This is a genomic window from Mesorhizobium sp. B2-1-1, from assembly GCF_006442975.2.
GTDB lineage: Bacteria > Pseudomonadota > Alphaproteobacteria > Rhizobiales > Rhizobiaceae > Mesorhizobium.
Genome location: NZ_CP083954.1, coordinates 2,849,996 through 2,866,555 on the forward strand (window position 1 = coordinate 2,849,996; position 16,560 = coordinate 2,866,555).

The 16,560-nt window shown below is 63.7% G+C and carries 17 protein-coding genes; 6 read left to right on the plus strand and 11 right to left on the minus strand.

Annotation, left to right across the window (positions count from 1 at the left end):
- Positions 1–70 precede the first annotated feature (70 nt).
- From FJ972_RS14035 to FJ972_RS14070, 9 genes are all read right to left on the minus strand, one after another.
- Entirely contained in the window at positions 71–952 is an 882-nt protein-coding gene (locus FJ972_RS14035) for an AAA family ATPase (RefSeq protein ID WP_140515853.1), read from the minus strand.
- A gap of 8 nt (positions 953–960) precedes the next feature.
- Positions 961–1,965 (minus strand): xanthine dehydrogenase family protein molybdopterin-binding subunit, encoded by a 1,005-nt coding sequence (locus FJ972_RS30165; protein ID WP_140521560.1) that lies wholly within the window; start codon positions 1,963–1,965, stop codon positions 961–963.
- A gap of 1 nt (position 1,966) precedes the next feature.
- Positions 1,967–3,334, minus strand: a complete 1,368-nt coding sequence (locus tag FJ972_RS30170; protein WP_140499863.1) for a xanthine dehydrogenase family protein molybdopterin-binding subunit — start codon at positions 3,332–3,334, stop codon at positions 1,967–1,969.
- A 10-nt stretch (positions 3,335–3,344) separates the two neighbouring features.
- Positions 3,345–3,827, minus strand: a complete 483-nt coding sequence (locus FJ972_RS14045) for a (2Fe-2S)-binding protein (protein ID WP_140499861.1) — start codon at positions 3,825–3,827, stop codon at positions 3,345–3,347.
- Between the two features lie 52 nt (positions 3,828–3,879).
- Positions 3,880–4,674, minus strand: coding sequence for an FAD binding domain-containing protein (locus FJ972_RS14050; protein WP_140499860.1), 795 nt, complete (start codon positions 4,672–4,674; stop codon positions 3,880–3,882).
- A 10-nt stretch (positions 4,675–4,684) separates the two neighbouring features.
- Positions 4,685–5,128: an SRPBCC family protein gene (locus FJ972_RS14055; protein ID WP_140515847.1), complete on the minus strand. Its 444-nt coding sequence runs from the start codon at positions 5,126–5,128 to the stop codon at positions 4,685–4,687.
- Positions 5,129–5,245: 117 nt separating this feature from the next.
- Complete coding sequence (locus tag FJ972_RS14060) at positions 5,246–6,073, minus strand: helix-turn-helix domain-containing protein (protein ID WP_140521561.1); 828 nt, start codon at positions 6,071–6,073, stop codon at positions 5,246–5,248.
- Positions 6,074–6,250: 177 nt separating this feature from the next.
- Positions 6,251–7,249, minus strand: a complete 999-nt coding sequence (locus tag FJ972_RS14065) for an ABC transporter permease (protein ID WP_140521562.1) — start codon at positions 7,247–7,249, stop codon at positions 6,251–6,253.
- Between the two features lie 60 nt (positions 7,250–7,309).
- Positions 7,310–8,053, minus strand: coding sequence for an ATP-binding cassette domain-containing protein (locus FJ972_RS14070; RefSeq protein ID WP_140521596.1), 744 nt, complete (start codon positions 8,051–8,053; stop codon positions 7,310–7,312).
- Positions 8,054–8,508: 455 nt separating this feature from the next.
- On the opposite strand from FJ972_RS14070, the gene FJ972_RS14075 reads away from it, so the two are divergent.
- Positions 8,509–9,498, plus strand: coding sequence for a sugar-binding protein (locus tag FJ972_RS14075; protein ID WP_140499854.1), 990 nt, complete (start codon positions 8,509–8,511; stop codon positions 9,496–9,498).
- A gap of 181 nt (positions 9,499–9,679) precedes the next feature.
- Positions 9,680–10,462, plus strand: a complete 783-nt coding sequence (locus FJ972_RS14080) for a FadR/GntR family transcriptional regulator (protein WP_140499852.1) — start codon at positions 9,680–9,682, stop codon at positions 10,460–10,462.
- Positions 10,463–10,598: 136 nt separating this feature from the next.
- Here the strand turns inward: FJ972_RS14080 and FJ972_RS14085 are convergent, their stop codons facing one another.
- Positions 10,599–11,537, minus strand: a complete 939-nt coding sequence (locus tag FJ972_RS14085; RefSeq protein WP_140521563.1) for an NAD(P)-dependent oxidoreductase — start codon at positions 11,535–11,537, stop codon at positions 10,599–10,601.
- A 117-nt stretch (positions 11,538–11,654) separates the two neighbouring features.
- On the opposite strand from FJ972_RS14085, the gene FJ972_RS14090 reads away from it, so the two are divergent.
- Positions 11,655–12,551: an NAD-dependent epimerase/dehydratase family protein gene (locus FJ972_RS14090; protein WP_140521597.1), complete on the plus strand. Its 897-nt coding sequence runs from the start codon at positions 11,655–11,657 to the stop codon at positions 12,549–12,551.
- Positions 12,552–12,654: 103 nt separating this feature from the next.
- A complete protein-coding gene (locus tag FJ972_RS14095) occupies positions 12,655–13,431 on the plus strand; it encodes a FadR/GntR family transcriptional regulator (RefSeq protein WP_140500153.1) in 777 nt (258 codons plus the stop codon).
- Between the two features lie 33 nt (positions 13,432–13,464).
- On the opposite strand, the gene FJ972_RS14100 is transcribed toward FJ972_RS14095, so the two are convergent.
- Positions 13,465–13,752: a DUF3175 domain-containing protein gene (locus FJ972_RS14100; RefSeq protein WP_140521564.1), complete on the minus strand. Its 288-nt coding sequence runs from the start codon at positions 13,750–13,752 to the stop codon at positions 13,465–13,467.
- A gap of 198 nt (positions 13,753–13,950) precedes the next feature.
- Here FJ972_RS14100 and FJ972_RS14105 point away from each other — a divergent pair, with 198 nt between their 5' ends.
- Positions 13,951–15,195, plus strand: coding sequence for an MFS transporter (locus tag FJ972_RS14105; RefSeq protein ID WP_140500151.1), 1,245 nt, complete (start codon positions 13,951–13,953; stop codon positions 15,193–15,195).
- 164 nt (positions 15,196–15,359) lie between these two features.
- Complete coding sequence (locus FJ972_RS14110) at positions 15,360–16,388, plus strand: LacI family DNA-binding transcriptional regulator (protein ID WP_140499846.1); 1,029 nt, start codon at positions 15,360–15,362, stop codon at positions 16,386–16,388.
- The last annotated feature ends 172 nt before the right edge of the window (positions 16,389–16,560 follow it).

Here is a 16,560-nt window from a genome sequence, read left to right on the forward strand (position 1 = left end):
GCGCGGGGGAGATGTCCGGCAGGACAGAGGGGGGCGCTGTCCCGCCCGCGTTGCTGAATGACGTCGCGGCTCACGCCAGCACCTCGTCGACGATCCGGCCGAGCTCGGGCGCGATGTAGGACAGATCCTCCTCGTCCTTGATCAGCACGCCGATGGCGCGGCGGAAGGCTTCCGGCCATGGACTGCCGCCTTTTTCGAGAATGGTCGCGGCATTGGCCCATTCGACCGCCTCGGCGATGCCGGGCGGTTTGGCGAGTGGACGCGCGCGGATGGTCTGCACGGCTGTGGCCACGGCGCGTGCCGTTGCCTCTGCGACATCGCCGGCGCGCAGCATGATGATGGCCGCCTCACGCTCGGCATCGGGATAGCCAATCCAGTGATAGACGCAACGCCGCCGGAGCGCTTCGGCGAGTTCGCGGGTGCGGTTGGAGGTCAGGATGACGATCGGCTGTGCGGTGGCGCGGATGGTGCCGCGCTCGGGAATGCTGATCTGGAAGTCGGAAAGAAACTCCAACAGCAGCGCCTCGAATTCGTGGTCGGAACGGTCGATCTCGTCGACCAGCAGGATGCGCTGCTCCGGCGCCTTCAGGACCTGCAGCAGCGGGCGGGCGATCAGAAAGCGGTCGTCGTAGATATCGACTTCTTGCTCGCCGGCATGGCGGATGGCGAGCAGCTGGCGCTGGTAGTTCCACTCATAGAGCGCATGCGCGGCGTCTATGCCTTCATAGCATTGCAACCGCACCAGATCGCGGCCGAGCAGCCCGGCGATTGCCTTGGCCGCTTCCGTCTTGCCGACGCCCGGAGCGCCTTCGAGCAGCAGCGGCTTGCCCAGCCGGATCGCCAGGAAGATGGCCGTCGCCAGGCTTTCATCAGCCAGATAATGCGAGGCAGCGAGGCGCTCGGCGACCGCTTCTGGCGAAGTCGCGACCGTTTCGGCGTTTACCTCGGGCATGTCGGTCCTCAGGTCGTCGCTTGCGCCTTGAGCGCACGCAAAATGCGTTCCGGCGTGATCGGTAGCGTGTCGATGCGCACGCCGACAGCGTCGAAAACGGCATTGGCGACCGCCGGAATCTGTGGATTGGCGCACATTTCGCCGGGCCCCTTGGCGCCGTAAGGACCATCTGCCGAGGGCCGCTCCAGCACGATAATCTCGGTTTCGGCCAGGTCGCCGGGACCTGGCATCAGATACTGGTTGAAGTCGGTGCCGCCGTGGTCACGGTTAGGATAATAGGGCTCGGTCGTTTCGTAGAGCGCATGGCTGATGCCCATCCAGGAGCCGCCGACCAGCTGCTGCTCGACCATCTTGGGATTCAGCGCACGGCCGATCTCGAAGACGTTCTTCACCGTCAGCACCGTCACCTCGCCGGTCTCGTCATCGACCTCGACCTCGGCCACCGTGCAGGCATGCGCGTAACAGGTCGACGGCTTCATCGCGCCGGTCTCCTTCTCCGGATAGGAGCGCGGGATGAGGAACATGCCGCGTCCCGAGATCGAGCGGCCGCGCTTGAAATGCGCCGACAGAGCGACGTCGAAGATCGAGATCGATTTCTGCGGCGCGCCCTTCACCAATATGTTGCCCTGACCGTCGGTCTCGAGGTCGGAGGCGTTGACCTCCAACTCCTCCGCGGCCACTTCCAGCATCACCTGGCGGGCTTCCCTCGCCGCCTGGATGACGGCGTTGCCGGCGCGGTGCGTGCCGCGCGAGGCGAAAGTGCCCATGCAGTGCGGGCCGGTGTCGGTATCGGCGGTGTCGACGACGACGCGGTCGGTCGGCACGCCAATTGTCTCGGCGCAGATCTGCGCCATGATCTGCTTCATGCCCTGGCCGAGATCGACCGATGATAGGGTCACCATGAAATTGCCGGTTGGGGTCGAATGCACCAGCGCCTGGGTGGGATCGCCGCCAAGGTTCATGCCCGTGGGATAATTGATCGCGGCAACGCCGCGTCCGCGCCTGATCGCCATCTCAAGCTCCCTTCGCGTAGGAGGACATCGCCATGTACTTCTCGGCCACGGGCCAGTTGGCGGCGCGCGAAGCCTCCTGCATGCACTCTATGAGGGCCGCCCCTTCGGTCGGCTGGCGATGCGCCTTCATATCGCCGTCGCGATAGGCGTTGATGAAGCGGAATTCGAGCGGATCCATGCCGATCAGCCGCGCCAGCTTGTCCATCTGCACCTCCAGCGCGAAGTCACCGATGGTGACGCCGAAGCCGCGCATGGCGGAGGAGGGGGTGCGGTTGGTGTAGACGCAGTACGTGTCGATCCAGACATTGGGGATGGTGTAGGGGCCGGGATAGTGCCCCGCGCCCTTCTGGGCGCCATAGGGCGAATGGCGGGAGTAGGCGCCGGCGTCGGTGTAGCCGGTGACTTTGCGCGCGACGATGCGGCCGTCCTTCATCACGCCGTCCTTGATGACGACCTTTTCGGCCGCGCGAGGTGACGAGATCTGCATCTCCTCCTCGCGGCTGTAGGTAAAACAGACCGGTCGCCCTGTTAGCTTGGCGCCGAGGATCGCGATCGGTTCGACGATGACATCGACCTTGCCGCCAAAGCCGCCGCCGACCGTGCCGCCGACGAAATGCAGCTTGCTGCCCGGCATCTGCAAAATGATCGACGTGTTGTCGAGGGTGAAGAACATCGCCTGCGTGTTGGTATAGCAGGTGAAGCGGTCATTGCCCTCCGGTGCCACGATACAGCCGGTGGTCTCGGTCGGCGCATGCTCTATCGGCGAGGACTGGTAGCTTTGTTCGAGGACGTAGTCGGCCTCGGCAAACCCCGCCTCGACATCGCCGAAGCGCACCTTGCGGCACTCGCCGCTGTCATAGAGATAGTAGTTCTGGCCGTGATACTCGTTGACGAGGGGCGCGCCGGGCTTCAGCGCTTCCTCCATGTCGAAGACGGCCGGCAGCACCTCGTAGTCGACCTTGACCTTGGCCGCGGCTTCCTGGGCGGCGCGCTCCGTCTCGGCCAGCACCGCCACCACGGCCTCGCCCTTCCAGCGCACCTTGCCGTCGGCCAGAACCGCCTCGTCCTCCGGCCCGATCTGGATCAGGATCAGGATGGTGTAGACATTGTGCGGGACGTCCCTGGCGGTGAGAATTTTCACCACGCCCGGATGTTTTTCCGCTTCGGACGTATCGATCGATCGGATGCGGGCATGATGGTGCGGGCTGCGCACCATCTTCAGATGCAGCATGCCGGGAAAGTTGCGGTCGGCGAAATAGGCGGTTTTGCCGGTGACATGGCCGGGCGAATCCGAGCGGGGCCTCGGCTGGCCGATCTCGTTGAGGTCATCCTTGCGGACGTCCGAAAAATAGCTTTTGCGCAGTTCCATCTTGCTTCCCTCAGGCCGCGTTCTGCGAGTTGGCGCGAGCGGCGGTGAGCACCGCCTGGATGATAGGCTCGTAGCCTGTACAGCGGCATATGTTGCCCGACAGCGCTTCGACGACATCGTCGCGGCTGGGATCGGGCGTGTGGTCGAGCAACACCTTGGCCGCCATGAGCATGCCCGGCGTGCAGAAGCCGCATTGGGTGGCGAAGGCGTCGAGAAAGGCGCGCTGCAGCGGATGCAGGACGCCGCCTTCGGCAAGACCCGATGTGGTGGTGATGGCAGCGCCGTTGCAGGTTTCGGCGAGCGTCAGACAGGACAGCCGGAGCTCACCGTCGACGATCACCGAGCAGGCGCCACAGGTGCCTTGATGGCAGCCGCCCTTCGGCGAAGTGTCGCCGATCTTGTCGCGCAAGGCGTTGAGCAGCGTGGTGCCGCTTTCGACGAATTCGGCCTTCTCAGAACCGTTGAGCGTGAACTGGACGGGAACCTTTGCCATTCTTCCTCCTTGCGCGCCTGCCCCGCAGGGCAAGCGCGCGCCCCGAATGTGACTAGCTGAGCAGCAGCCGACCGAGATGAACCGGCAGCACTTGCGCGCGATACCAGGCGCTGGCGATCGGGTCGGTGATTGGTGCGGTGCCGTCGCCCGCGGCGGCCAGTGCCGAAGCGATGCCGTCCGCGTCCAGTGTCCTGCCGAGCAGCGCTTTTTCGGCTGTCTTGGCTCGCATCGGCCGGTCGGCCATACAACCGAGCGCGATGCGCGCCGAGGATATCGTGCCGTCGCCGGCTTGTTCCAGGATAGCGGCGATACTGAGCACCGAGACGCCCTTGGGCTTTACCCGCGAGACCTTCACGAATCGAAAGCTTCCCTGTGCCGGCCGCGTGAAGCTGACCGAGGTGACGATCGCGCGGCTCCCGCCCCGCTTGGCCAGAAACGCTTCCATCGGCATTTCGCCGTCATTGGTGCTCACCATGGCGTCCAGCGCCAGCAGGGCGACTGCGAAATCGCCATAGGGGCTTGGCGCAAACAGATTGCCGCCGACGGTCGCCATGTTGCGGATCGCCGGACCGCCAACCGCACGCGCGGCCTTGGCAAGCTGGCCGAGCTCGGGATGGCGGGCGATCGCCGCCATGGTCACCGAAGCGCCGATGCGGATCGTGCCGCCGGAGACCGTGATGACCGACAAGGCCGGGTCGGTCGACCTGACAAGGCCGGAGACCGAAACGTCGCCCTCATTGGCGGCGCGCAAGACGAGCGTGCCACCGCCGAGATAGCGCGTGCCGGCGGCTTTCAGCGCCGCGCTGGCGTCTTTCACCGTTGCAAAACTCTGCAATGCCAGCGCCACGGCCCGCTCCTCAACCCTGGCCGGCGAAATGGCTCTTCAGGGCGTTGAAGCCGCCCTGGAAGACATTGGCGCCCATGCCCTCGGCCAGCTTGTCGGCTTCTTCGGGTGCTGCGTCGAAGCTGGCGGTCCATTCGGCATAGGTGCGGTCGCCGTCGGTGACGCGCCGCAATTGCAGCGTAGCCCTGTGGTTGGTGAGCGGCTGCGGCGTTTCCAGGATCGAATAGCTGACGAGGAAATTCTCATCGGAGAAATCGAGCAGCTTTTCGCGCAGCCGCGCGCCGCTGGCCAGCTGGAAGTTGCGCACGCAGCCGATCGTGGTGGCGTCCTTGCCGTCCTCGATATGGCTTTCGACCATGCGCGGATGCCAATTCGGCAGTCCGTTGAAGTCGCGGATGCGCGCCCAGACCTTTTCGACCGGCGCGTCGATGACGGTGGAGATGGTGACATCAGCCATATGCTCTTTCCCCTGCAAACGTTCTGCTTGGGACGGTAGGCCGATCGTGGTCGCGGTGCTTATCAATGCGTCTTGGGCACGTATCAATCAGTCTGAAAATAGCCGGTTTCCGGCCCGTCAGGACACTGCTCGCGCCGCTTCGCGATAGAGCGTCGGCGGCACGCCGACATGGTCGCGGAAGAAACGCGAGAAATTGCCCTGGGTGGTGAAGCCGAGATTGCAGGCGACCGATATCAGCGGCTCATGCGACCACTGGAGCTGGCGCACCGCTTCCTCCATGCGCAGCGTGTTCCAGTAGACGTTGGGCGTCAAACTGGTCTGTTCTTTGAACAGGGCGAAGAAATGCGGCCGCGACAGGCCGACGCTGCGCGCCACGTCATCGAAGGAGATACGCTCGCAGACATTGGCTTTCATCAGCTGGATCGCCTTGCGGACGCGGAAATCCTGCATGGTGTTCACGCGGCCGCGCGGCTCCTGCGGAGCTGAAGCGTCGGCGGCATCCAGCACCGAATCGATGAAGCGCTCGATCTCGTAATTGGCGACATCGTCAATGCTCTCATTGTCGGTCAGATGATCGAGCAGGCCGGCAGCGGCCTGGTGCAGCCAGGGTTCGAGCGTGATTGCCGCCTGCGCGAAAAGCGGCGCGGACGATGGCAGGTCACGGCGCCGCCGTGCCCAATCCGCGTCGATGTAGAAGGCGAGGAACAGGCCCGGTGTGCCGTCCTGCGACAGCACATGGCTGTGCGGCTGCAACGAGTTGATGCCGGCAGCCGTGCCAGGCCCAAGCAGGACCGTCTCACGACCGATGGTCATCTCGCCGGCGGTGCCTTCCAGCCAGATGATGAGATGTGCCTCGACATGGGCATGCGTGACGAAGTCGCTTGCGACATTCAGGACAGAAACATGTCCGAACCGGCCCCAGTAGAGCCTGATCGCTTCCGTCATGGGTATATCCTCCCGCAGGCGACTGGCCTCCCTTCGCCTGCTTGGGGATTGTGCGGCCGGTTTTCCGTATCCGTCAAGGCATAGCCGCACGGCCGGTATTCGCGGCAGGCCGCCTCAGCCGATTTTCAGACTGAACGATAGGACGGAAATGAACGGCGGTTCGGCGAAGACAGGCTTTTAATCGCTTCGCCTGAAGTTGCGGATGCGGTCGAACAGCACCGCCAGCAGGATGGCGCCGCCGATGAAGGTGCCCTGCCAAAAGGCGTTAATACCGAGCAGGCCGAGGCTGTTGCGGATCACCTCGATGAGGGCGGCACCCACGATGGCGCCAAAGGCGGTGCCGAAGCCGCCGGCGAGATTGGCGCCGCCGATGACGGTGGCGGCGATGACCTGCAGCTCCATGCCGTTGCCGAGATTGGTGGTGACGGCGCCCAGCCAGCCGGTCTGGATGATGCCGGCAATTCCCGCCGACAGCGCCGAGATCATGTAGACGGCGACCTTGATCTGGCGCACCGGAACGCCGGTCAGCGTCGCCGCATGCTCGTTGCCGCCAATGGCGAAGATATGCCGGCCGAACTTGGTCCAGCGCAGGATGAAGCCGGTGATCAGCGCCAAAAGGATCATGTAGAGCACCGGATTGGCGATCCCGAACAGCCAGGCGCCGCCGCCCAGCGCCAGCAGCTTGTCGTGATCGGGCCCGAACTGGAAGACGACGGTGTTGTTGGAGGCGACCATGGCGAGGCTGCGGGCGATCGACAGCATGCCGAGCGTCACCACGAAGGGCGGAAAGCCGAGATAGGCGATCAGAATGCCGTTGAAGCCGCCGATGACGAGTGCGGTGACGATCGAAGCCAGGATGCCGACTTCGATCGAAAACCCGGCATGCATGGTAACGGCCAGCACCATCGAGCACAGGCACAGCACCGAACCGACCGAGAGGTCGATGCCGCCGGTGATGATGACGAAGGTCATGCCCAGCGCGACAATGGCGACGAAGGTGACGTTGCGGGTGATGTTGAAGAGGTTCTTCGGGGTGGCGAAGGCATCCGTGGCAAAGGACAGGAAGATACAGGCGAGGATGACGGCGATCACCACCCAGAACGTCTGGCTGGAGAGCAGCCGCGACAGAAAACTGTGCTGTTTCTGCGCGATCGTCTGATCAAGGGTGACTGCCATTATCGACCTTTCCTGCCGGCAGCGAAACGCGCCAGCGCAATGAAATCCGGTTTGCCGCTCTCACGCCACCTGCTCGATGGCGCCGGTGATCAGCCCTGTCACTTCCTCGGGCGAACTCGAGGCGATCGCCTTGTCGGCGACTTTCCTGCCGCGCCGCATGACGATGACGCGGTCGGCGACGTCGAAAACGTCGGGCATGCGGTGGCTGATCAGCACCACGGCGATGCCCTGGTCGCGCAAATGGCGGATCAGGTTGAGGACTTCGGCGACCTGACGGACCGAAATCGCCGCCGTCGGCTCGTCCATCAGCACTATCTTGGCCTGCGACAGCATGGTGCGGGCGATCGCCACCGCCTGGCGCTGACCGCCGGACATCTGTTTGACGAGGTCGCGCGGGCGCGTCTCGGATTTGAGCTCGGCGAATATCTGGCCGGCGCGCTTGTACATGGCGGCATAGTCGAGGATACGGAAGGGCCCGACGCCGCGGCGCAGTTCGCGGCCGAGATAGACATTGGCCGCCGCCGTCAAATTATTGCACAGCGCCAGATCCTGGTGGACGATCTCGATGCCGTGCTGGCGGGCCTCGACCGGCTTGTGCAGGATCAGATCCTTGCCGTCCATCTGCATGGTGCCGTGGCTCGGGCGGAAATTGCCGGCGATCATCTTGACCAGCGTCGACTTGCCGGCGCCGTTGTCACCCATCAGGCCGACGACCTGGCCGGGCTCGATCGACAGCGACACGTCGTTCACCGCCTGGATGGCGCCGAAATGCTTCGAGATGTTGGTGAGTTCGAGAACCGCCACCAGCCTTTTGCCTCCCATGTCTGGCCGTCTGTCCCGGAAGGGGCGACGGCTTCGGTTCGCTACCCCAGCTCCTCCCGGAAGCAGCGACGCGGTCATTTACGCAAATGCCTGCATGGGCGTCAATTGTCTGACGAATAAGATTTGGGCAATTGTCGGACGAATGAGATCCCGCCTTTCGGGAAAAATCCGTTTTGTAGGACAAATAGCAATTGACGTTGGCGGCAAGCCGTTATTAGTTGAGCGTCGGAGGAAGATATGCCGGCTTTGACGACGTTGTTTGGCGGCGCAACCGGTAGAGGATTATCGACCGTGCCGGCATCGTTGCCGGGCTGGTCGCATCTGAAAATACTTATCGGCCTGGCCTGACGGCACGAGCGCTTGCTTCTGTCATCTCGCATTCGGCCGATCTGTGTGGCGGGCACGCCGTGTCCGTCTGTTTCCAAGGGAGGACTGACATGAGGAAAACAGTTTTGCTCGCCGCCGTCGCCGCCATGGCGTTGGGCGCCGGGCCGGCTTTGGCCAAGAAGCAGCTCGTCATCGTGGTGAAAGGTCTCGACAATCCGTTCTTCGAGGCGATCCACCAGGGCTGCGAGAAATGGAACAAGGAAAACGCCAGCTCGGAATATGAGTGCTTCTACACCGGTCCGGCGTCGACTTCCGACGAGGCCGGCGAGGCGCAGATCGTGCAGGATATGCTGAGCAAGCCGGACACGGTGGCGATGGCGATTTCGCCGTCCAACGCGCCGCTGATCGCGCAAACGATCAAAAGCGCCAACCCGTCGATCCCGATCATGACCGTCGATGCCGATCTTGCCAAGGAAGACGCAGCACTTCGCAAGACTTATCTCGGCACCGACAACTATCTGATGGGCAAGAAGATCGGCGAATACATAAAGAAGGCCAAGCCGAAGGGCGGCACGATCTGCACCATCGAGGGCAATCCGGCGGCCGACAACATCCTTCGCCGCGCGCAAGGCATGCGTGATGCGCTGTCGGGCAAGGAAGGACTTGCAGCCCTTGCCGGCGAAGGCGGCTGGACGGAAGTGGCGGGCTGTCCGGTGTTCACCAATGACGACGGCGCCAAGGGCGTGCAGGCGATGACCGACATCCTTGCCGCCAACCCCAAGCTCGATGCGTTCGGCATCATGGGCGGCTGGCCGCTGTTCGGCGCGCCGCAGCCCTATCGCGATCTGGTTGGACCGCTGAAGGACAAGCTGGCCAGCAACGACTTCGTCATCGGCGCCGCCGACACGATCGGCGACGAGGTGGCGATCGCGCGGGATGGCCTTGTCACCGCGCTGGTCGGCCAGCGGCCGTTCGAGATGGGCTACAAGGCGCCGTCCGTGATGATCGACCTGGTCGAAGGCAAGAAGGTCGACGATCCGGTGTTCACCGGCCTCGACGAATGCACCAAGGATACGGTCGACACCTGCATCCAGAAGTAGGCGTCTCGATCGGGGCGCCCGTCAACGGGCGCCCCGCCACCTCTGCTGACGAACAGGGACACGCATTTCAGGGGCAGCGGCTCCGGCTTTGGCGCGCCCGTGGTTCGAATTTTCGGCAATGGCATCGGCGCACCCGACAGTTCCTGACCGGAACAGGTACGGCCGACGCATTGGAACGTGGATGCCGGACGAAAAGTCAAACAAGCGAGCCATTCGGACCAAGGCACAGGCCGGCCGCCGTCCGGCCGCCATGCGCCGGCCCGATGCGGCGCACTTTCCCGGTGCCAGCGTGCACGCCTCGCTGGCCAGCGAGATCGGGCTCAGGATCGTGCGCGGCGACTATCCGCCAGGTACCATCCTGCCCAACGAAGCCCAATGGTCGCGAACGTTCAACGTCAGCCGCTCGGCGGTGCGCGAGGCGATCAAGATGCTGATGGCCAAAAGCCTGCTCGCTTCGCGCCCCAAGATCGGCAGTTGGGTCGAACCGAAGGAGCGCTGGAACCTACTCGACCGCGACGTGCTCGCCTGGTACGCGACCGCGCCGGACCGTGAGGTGTTCCTGCGGACGGTACAGGAGTTCCGCCACATCATCGAGCCGGAAGCGAGCGCCTTTGCCGCGGTGCGGCGCAGCGACGAGCAGATGGCCGAGATCAGCCAGGCCTGCCGCGAGATGGGCGAGGCGGCAAGCCTTCAGGAGCGCATCCGGGCCGACACGCGCTTTCATCTTGCCATCCTGCGGGCCTCCGGCAACGATCTGCTGGTGCCGCTCGGCGTGCTCATCGAGTCGGCGCTCGACCATCTCTTCGTCTTCACGACTCAGCAAGTCGGCGACCAACGGCGGGCCCAGAGGCTGCACGAGGCGATCGAGAAGAATATTCGTTTGCAGCGCCCCTCAGCGGCGCGCAACGCCGTGCACAAGCTACTCGCCGATACCGATGAAGGGATCGGAAGAGGGCGAGGGTGATCGACGCTCGCGCTTGGTGATCACCTTTCTATGGACAATGCGTAGCCTTCTGCGGCCTTTCGCAGGCTCCCGGCGTTCGAAGCTCGAAAAGCCAAGCTATTGGCTTTTCATCCGGTGCGCGGACCGCTTCTCACCCTTAAATCGTCTGTTTCTTTCCATCTTTCATCGGCATCAGATCGACACCGTTGACCTTGCCGATATGGGTGGCCAGCATCGGCACGTACTGCTCGGCCGGTCCGGTGGCGTGTGCTCCGGCGAAAGCGTTCTTGGTGGCGTTGCCGAGGGGGTTGGCAATGCCGGCAGAGCCCGCCATCGATTCGAGGTAGGTCAAGTCCTTGAAGGCGTTGGCAATAGTGAATTTGTGGGCGTCGCGGTCGCCCTCCAACGTCCACCGCATGAAGGTCTGGTAGAAGCCGCAATCCATGCGGCCGTTGCGGATGACGCTGTCGAAGCGCTGCGGCGAGATGCCGACCTTCTCGGCCAAGGCCAATGCCTCGGAATAGATCGCCGCATAGCCCAGCGAGACGAAATTGTTGAGCAATTTCATGCGGTGGCCGTCGCCGGTGTCGCCGATATGGACGATACGGCCGGCCCAGGTTTCGATCACCGGTTTGACCCTGGCAAAGACGGCGTCGGGTGCGCCGACCATGGCGTCGAGCGTGCCTTCCCAAGCCTCCTTCGGCGTGCGGCTGAGCGGTGCATCGACATAGTTGACGCCGAGCGCCTTGAGTTCGGCGGCCAGCGCAACGGTCGAGACCGGGTCGGAGGTCGAGCAGTCGACGACGACCGAGCCTTTTCTCAATCCTTCCTTGAGACCGCCGGGGCCTCGAATGATGGCTTCGACCTCACGCGAACCGGTGACGCAGATGAAGACGATCGTCGATGCCGCCGCCACGTCGCGGGAGGTCGCGGCTTCGTGGGCGCCGCGATTAGCCATATCCTCCGCCGGCTTGCGATTCTTGCGGCCGAGAAAGGTCAGGTGATAGCCTTTATCGACGATATTCTTGGCGATGCCATGACCCATCAGGCCAAGGCCGATGAAGCCGATCTTCTCGCTCGGGGCGGTCGTGTTCATTCTGTCTGTCCTGTGTTGCGATTATCGATAATGTCGCCGCTGTTTTAGCCGCAAGCGGTTGCAGAAAGCAATATTGTCTGACAATACACATAATCCTGAGCTTTCGTGGAGACCAGAATAATGAAGCGGATCATGTTTACCGGCGGCAGCGGCAAGGCTGGGCGCCACGTCGTACAATATCTGGTGGAGCAGGGCTGCCAGGTGCTCAACATCGACACCAAGCCGCTCGACAATCCCAAGGTGCGCACGCTGATCACCGACATCACCGACAGCGGGCAGGTGTTCAACGCGCTGTCGAGCTATGCGGGCTTGCATGAATTCGACCCGTCGCTGCGTCCCCAGCCCGTCGACGCCGTGGTGCATTTCGCCGCGATCCCCCGCATCATGATCACGCCCGACAACGAAGTGTTCCGCATCAACGCGCTCGGTACCTACAATGTCATCGAGGCGGCGGTGAAGCTCGGCATCCGCAAGGTGATCATCGCCTCCAGCGAGACGACCTACGGGCTGGTCTTCGCCAACGAGCCGCGCGCGCCGAAATATTTCCCGCTCGACGAAGAATACGACGTCGATCCGATGGACAGCTATGCCCTTTCCAAGGTCGTCAACGAGAAGACGGCACGGGCCTTTGCGCAGCGCGACGGTACCGACATCTATGCATTGCGCATCGGCAACGTCATCGAACCGCACGAATATTCCCTGTTTCCGAAATGGTTCGCCGATCCCGGTTTCCGCAAGCGCATCGCCTGGAGCTATGTCGATGCGCGCGACCTCGGCCAGATCACGCTGCGCGCCATCGAGAAGGATGGGCTCGGCTACCAGGTGTTCAACGCTGCCAATGACGACACGTCGTCGGACCTGCCGACCGCGGAACTGCTGAAGCGCTTCTATCCCGGTGTGCCGGTCAAGGGTGAGCTCGGCGAATTCGAGACGCTGCTGTCCAACCGCAAGGCGCGCGACATGTTGGGCTTTCGGCCGGAACACAGCTGGCGCAAATACGTGAGGATCTCTTGAAAACAGGCCCCGCCGGGGGTTGAGCTGTGCACAGAAGCCGGCTTTGCGGGTGAACCCGCTTGCCGTGCTTGACAGCTTGCTCAATCCGGACTTTCTGGAGCCTATGCGGGACGCGAAGCCGAACAAGGAAAAATCGCCGGCAAAAGCGGCATCGGCCGAGCGTCAGGCCGGCGTTCGCCGCACCGATGCGGCGCGCATTCCGGGTTCCAGCGTGCACACCTCGCTGGCCAGCGAAATCGGGCTCAGGATCGTGCGCGGCGACTATCCGCCCGGCACCATCCTGCCCAACGAAGCCAAATGGTCGGAGACCTTCAGCGTCAGCCGCTCGGCGGTACGCGAGGCGATCAAGATGCTGATGGCCAAAAGCCTGCTCGCCTCGCGCCCGAAGATCGGCAGCTGGGTCGAGCCGAAAGAACGTTGGAATCTGCTCGACCGCGACGTGCTTGCCTGGTACGCGACCTCGCCGGACCGCGAGGTATTTCTGAAGACGGTGCAGGAATTCCGCCACATCATCGAGCCGGAGGCATCCGCCTTTGCCGCCATGCGGCGGACCGACGAGCAGATGGCCGAAATCAGCCAGGCCTGCCGCGAGATGGGCGAGGCACCAAGCCTGCAGGAGCGCACCCGCGCCGACACGCGCTTTCATCTCGCGATCCTGCGGGCGTCTGGCAACGACCTGCTGGTGCCGCTCGGGGTGCTGATCGAATCCGCCTTCGACCATCTCTTCACCTATACGACGCGGGAACTCGACGATTTGCAGCACGCACAGAAGATGCATGAGGCGATCGAGAAGAACATCCGCCTGCAGCGGCCCGACGCGGCGCGTGCCGCGGTGCGCAAGCTGCTCGCCAACACAGACGGCGTGATCAGGTCACGATAAGCCGTTCCAGGAACCCGTCACGCGGCTTGCTGCCTACTCTTCCTTCTCACGTCCGAACGCCGCGCGCAGTTCGTCCTTGGCGTCCTCGAGCACCTTCTTCTGCTTCGCCGGCAGGTTCCTGCCGGCACGGTTGATGTAGAAGTTCAGCATCGACATGGCGGACTGGAACGGTTCGGCCTTGCGCCGGTCGCTGTGTTCGGCCGACCGCTTGAGCGAAGCCGCGATCTTCTTCGGGTCGTGGGATTCGAAGACATGGTCTTCGAGATCCATGGCATTGCTGTGCTCGGTCACCTCAGCCGACCATTTCCGTTTCGCGGTCATGGCAATCTCCTTCGCGTTGAGCCGATTGCAAAACGTCCTTCATCGTCGCACGTTCCGGCGAGCCCGGAACCGGCGAACCCTGGAACCATGGAATTTCCCACGTGGCGCTGCTCGGCGCCGCGAATGCGCCGATAGTGGTGGAAGGACCGTCGGCCGCTAGGCCGCATGACCGCGACAATGGTCAATGTCGATGACGGAATGGGAAACAGCTTGGCCTCGATCTTCTCCTCACCAGCAGCCGGCAATGCGGTCGTCGACAGCTCGCATGCATGGATACGGCTGGCGGTGTCGATGCTTTTGTCAACAGTCGGCGGCGTCGGCATGTGGGCCGTGGTCGTGGTGCTGCCGGCCGTGCAGGCCGAGTTCGGCGTCGACAGGGCCGACGCCGCTCTGCCCTACACCGCGACCATGGTCGGCTTTGCCGCCGGAAACGTTCTGGTCGGGCGCGCCATCGACCGTGTCGGCTACTGGATCCCGGCGCTTGTTTCCTCGATGGCGCTGGTTGCCGGCTTCCTGCTGGCGGCGCTGTCGACCTCGATCCTGCAGTTCACGCTCGCCCAGGGCTTGCTGATCGGGGTCGGTACATCGGCGATCTTCGGGCCGCTGATCGCTGACATCTCGCATTGGTTCAACCGCCGGCGCGGCGTCGCCGTGGCGGCGGCCGCGGCCGGCAGCTATCTCGCCGGAACGATCTGGCCTACCGTCATGCCACCCCTGATGAAGGCGGAAGGCTGGCGCTTCACCTATGTGGCCATCGGCATCTTCTGCCTGGCGACCATGGTGCCGCTGGTGCTGATGCTGCGGCGCGGCGCCCCGATCGCGGCCGCCGGTTCCGCGGGCAGCCGGCTGGTGCAGCCGATCTCGTTGTCGCCGACGGCACTCCAGGTGCTGCTTGTCATTGCTGGTCTTGGCTGCTGCGTGGCGATGTCGATGCCGCAGGTGCATATCGTGGCCTACTGCATGGATCTCGGCTACGGCGTCGCGCATGGCGCCGACATGCTGTCGATCATGATGGCGGCCGGCGTGGTCAGCCGCGTGGCTTCGGGCTTCGTTGCCGACCGCATCGGCGGGGTGAAGACCCTGCTTATCGGCTCGGTGCTGCAATGCCTGTCACTGTTCTTTTACATTCCCTTCGACGGGCTTGCCTCGCTCTACGTCGTTTCGCTGGTCTTCGGCCTGTCGCAGGGTGGCATCGTGCCCTGCTATGCTATCATCGTGCGGGAATACATGCCCGCCAGGGAGGCCGGCCAACGCGTCGGCATTGTCATCATGGCGACCATTTTCGGCATGGCGATCGGCGGCTGGATGTCGGGCTGGATCTACGACCTGACCGGCTCCTACGCCGCCGCATTCCTGAACGGCATCGCCTGGAACCTGCTGAACATCCTGGTGATGGTGCTGGTGCTTTGGAAGGCAAGACGCGGCGCGACGGCGATGGCCTGAGGCAAAGCGGAAGCACTCGCCCGCAAGCGCCTCGGCTTGACAACGGGCCGGGGCTGCGCGACGCCAGAGGCGAGTGGTGCGGCACAGGCTGGTGAAATGGCGACAGCAACGTCGATCGTATTGCGGCAGCGCCTTGGCGGCCACGCACCGCATGGAGCCTGTCCTTGATCAAGCCGCGCTCGCGCCGAGGCGGCGGCCGCCCGACCATATCAGACGTCGCGCGCAAGGCTGGCGTAGGCGCCATCACCGTATCTCGCGCCTTGCGCGAGCCGGAGCGGGTCTCGCAGGACCTGCGCCGCCAGATCCAGGCCGCCGTCGACGAGCTCGGTTATGTGCCGGATCCCAACGCGCGGGCGCTGGCCTCGGCCCGCGCCGAGGTGTTCGGCGTGCTGGTGCCGTCGCTTACCAACAACGTCTTTGCCGAGGTGGTGCGTGGCATCTATGACAGCCTGTCGGATAGCGCCTTCCGCATCCAGCTCGGCAACACCCACTATTCCGGCCTCGAAGAAGAACGGCTGCTGCAGGTGTTCGGGCCGCAAAGGCCGGCGGCGCTGATCGTGGCCGGCATCGACCAGACGCCGGCCTCGCGAAAACTGCTGGAGAATGCAGGCTGCCCGGTGGTGCAGGTCATGGAAACCGGCCCGGATCCGGTCGATATGATGGTCGGCTTCTCGCATCTGGACGGGGGCAGGGCGGCGACTGAGCATCTGCTCGAAGCGGGTTACCGCCGCATCGGATTCATCGGCGCGCGCATGGATCCGCGCTCGCAGCGGCGCTTGGCCGGATACCGCATGGCAGTGGAGAAAGCCGGCCTGTTCGATCCACGACTGATCACCACCACGCCGGTGCCGTCCAGTGTGACGCTGGGACGCGAACTTTTCCGCGACGCGCTGGCCAAGATGCCGACGCTCGACGGCGTATTCTGCAACAATGACGACATCGCGCTAGGCGCGCTGTTCGAGTGTCATCGCGCTTCGATCGGTGTGCCCAAGAGGATCGGCATCGTCGGCTTCAACGATCTCGACATGATGCAGGTGGCGTTTCCCTCCGTCACCAGCATCCGCACGCCCCGCTACGAGATCGGACGGCGGGCAGTGGCCATGGCGCTGGCGGCGATAGGAGGCGAGCCTCCGCAGCAGCGCGTCGTGGATCTCGGTTTCGAACTCATGCGCCGCGAGAGCACGGCGCGCTGAACACGCTTTCGCGATCAAGAGAAAGGGCGCTTTACACACCGCTCATGGTAGCGCTACCGTCGTCGTCGGACAGGAAAGAGAAATGCAACGGTACGGCGCCTGTCTATTATACATAAGCGACAACTAATTCTTGTTTATTATGTATAATATGCTATTTTCCCAGCAACCTGGG

What these genes read in the sequence shown, in the direction of transcription:
- FJ972_RS30170 (WP_140499863.1), bottom strand. Translation starts at nt 3,334, where the DNA reads ATGGAACTGCGCAAAAGCTATTTTTCGGACGTCCGCAAGGATGACCTC.
- FJ972_RS14085 (WP_140521563.1), bottom strand. Translation starts at nt 11,537, where the DNA reads ATGAACACGACCGCCCCGAGCGAGAAGATCGGCTTCATCGGCCTTGGC.
- FJ972_RS14055 (WP_140515847.1), bottom strand. Translation starts at nt 5,128, where the DNA reads ATGGCTGATGTCACCATCTCCACCGTCATCGACGCGCCGGTCGAAAAG.
- FJ972_RS14095 (WP_140500153.1), top strand. Translation starts at nt 12,655, where the DNA reads ATGCGGGACGCGAAGCCGAACAAGGAAAAATCGCCGGCAAAAGCGGCA.
- FJ972_RS14035 (WP_140515853.1), bottom strand. Translation starts at nt 952, where the DNA reads ATGCCCGAGGTAAACGCCGAAACGGTCGCGACTTCGCCAGAAGCGGTC.
- FJ972_RS14100 (WP_140521564.1), bottom strand. Translation starts at nt 13,752, where the DNA reads ATGACCGCGAAACGGAAATGGTCGGCTGAGGTGACCGAGCACAGCAAT.
- FJ972_RS14075 (WP_140499854.1), top strand. Translation starts at nt 8,509, where the DNA reads ATGAGGAAAACAGTTTTGCTCGCCGCCGTCGCCGCCATGGCGTTGGGC.
- FJ972_RS14105 (WP_140500151.1), top strand. Translation starts at nt 13,951, where the DNA reads ATGGGAAACAGCTTGGCCTCGATCTTCTCCTCACCAGCAGCCGGCAAT.
- FJ972_RS14080 (WP_140499852.1), top strand. Translation starts at nt 9,680, where the DNA reads ATGCCGGACGAAAAGTCAAACAAGCGAGCCATTCGGACCAAGGCACAG.
- FJ972_RS14045 (WP_140499861.1), bottom strand. Translation starts at nt 3,827, where the DNA reads ATGGCAAAGGTTCCCGTCCAGTTCACGCTCAACGGTTCTGAGAAGGCC.
- FJ972_RS14065 (WP_140521562.1), bottom strand. Translation starts at nt 7,249, where the DNA reads ATGGCAGTCACCCTTGATCAGACGATCGCGCAGAAACAGCACAGTTTT.
- FJ972_RS30165 (WP_140521560.1), bottom strand. Translation starts at nt 1,965, where the DNA reads ATGGCGATCAGGCGCGGACGCGGCGTTGCCGCGATCAATTATCCCACG.
- FJ972_RS14060 (WP_140521561.1), bottom strand. Translation starts at nt 6,073, where the DNA reads ATGACGGAAGCGATCAGGCTCTACTGGGGCCGGTTCGGACATGTTTCT.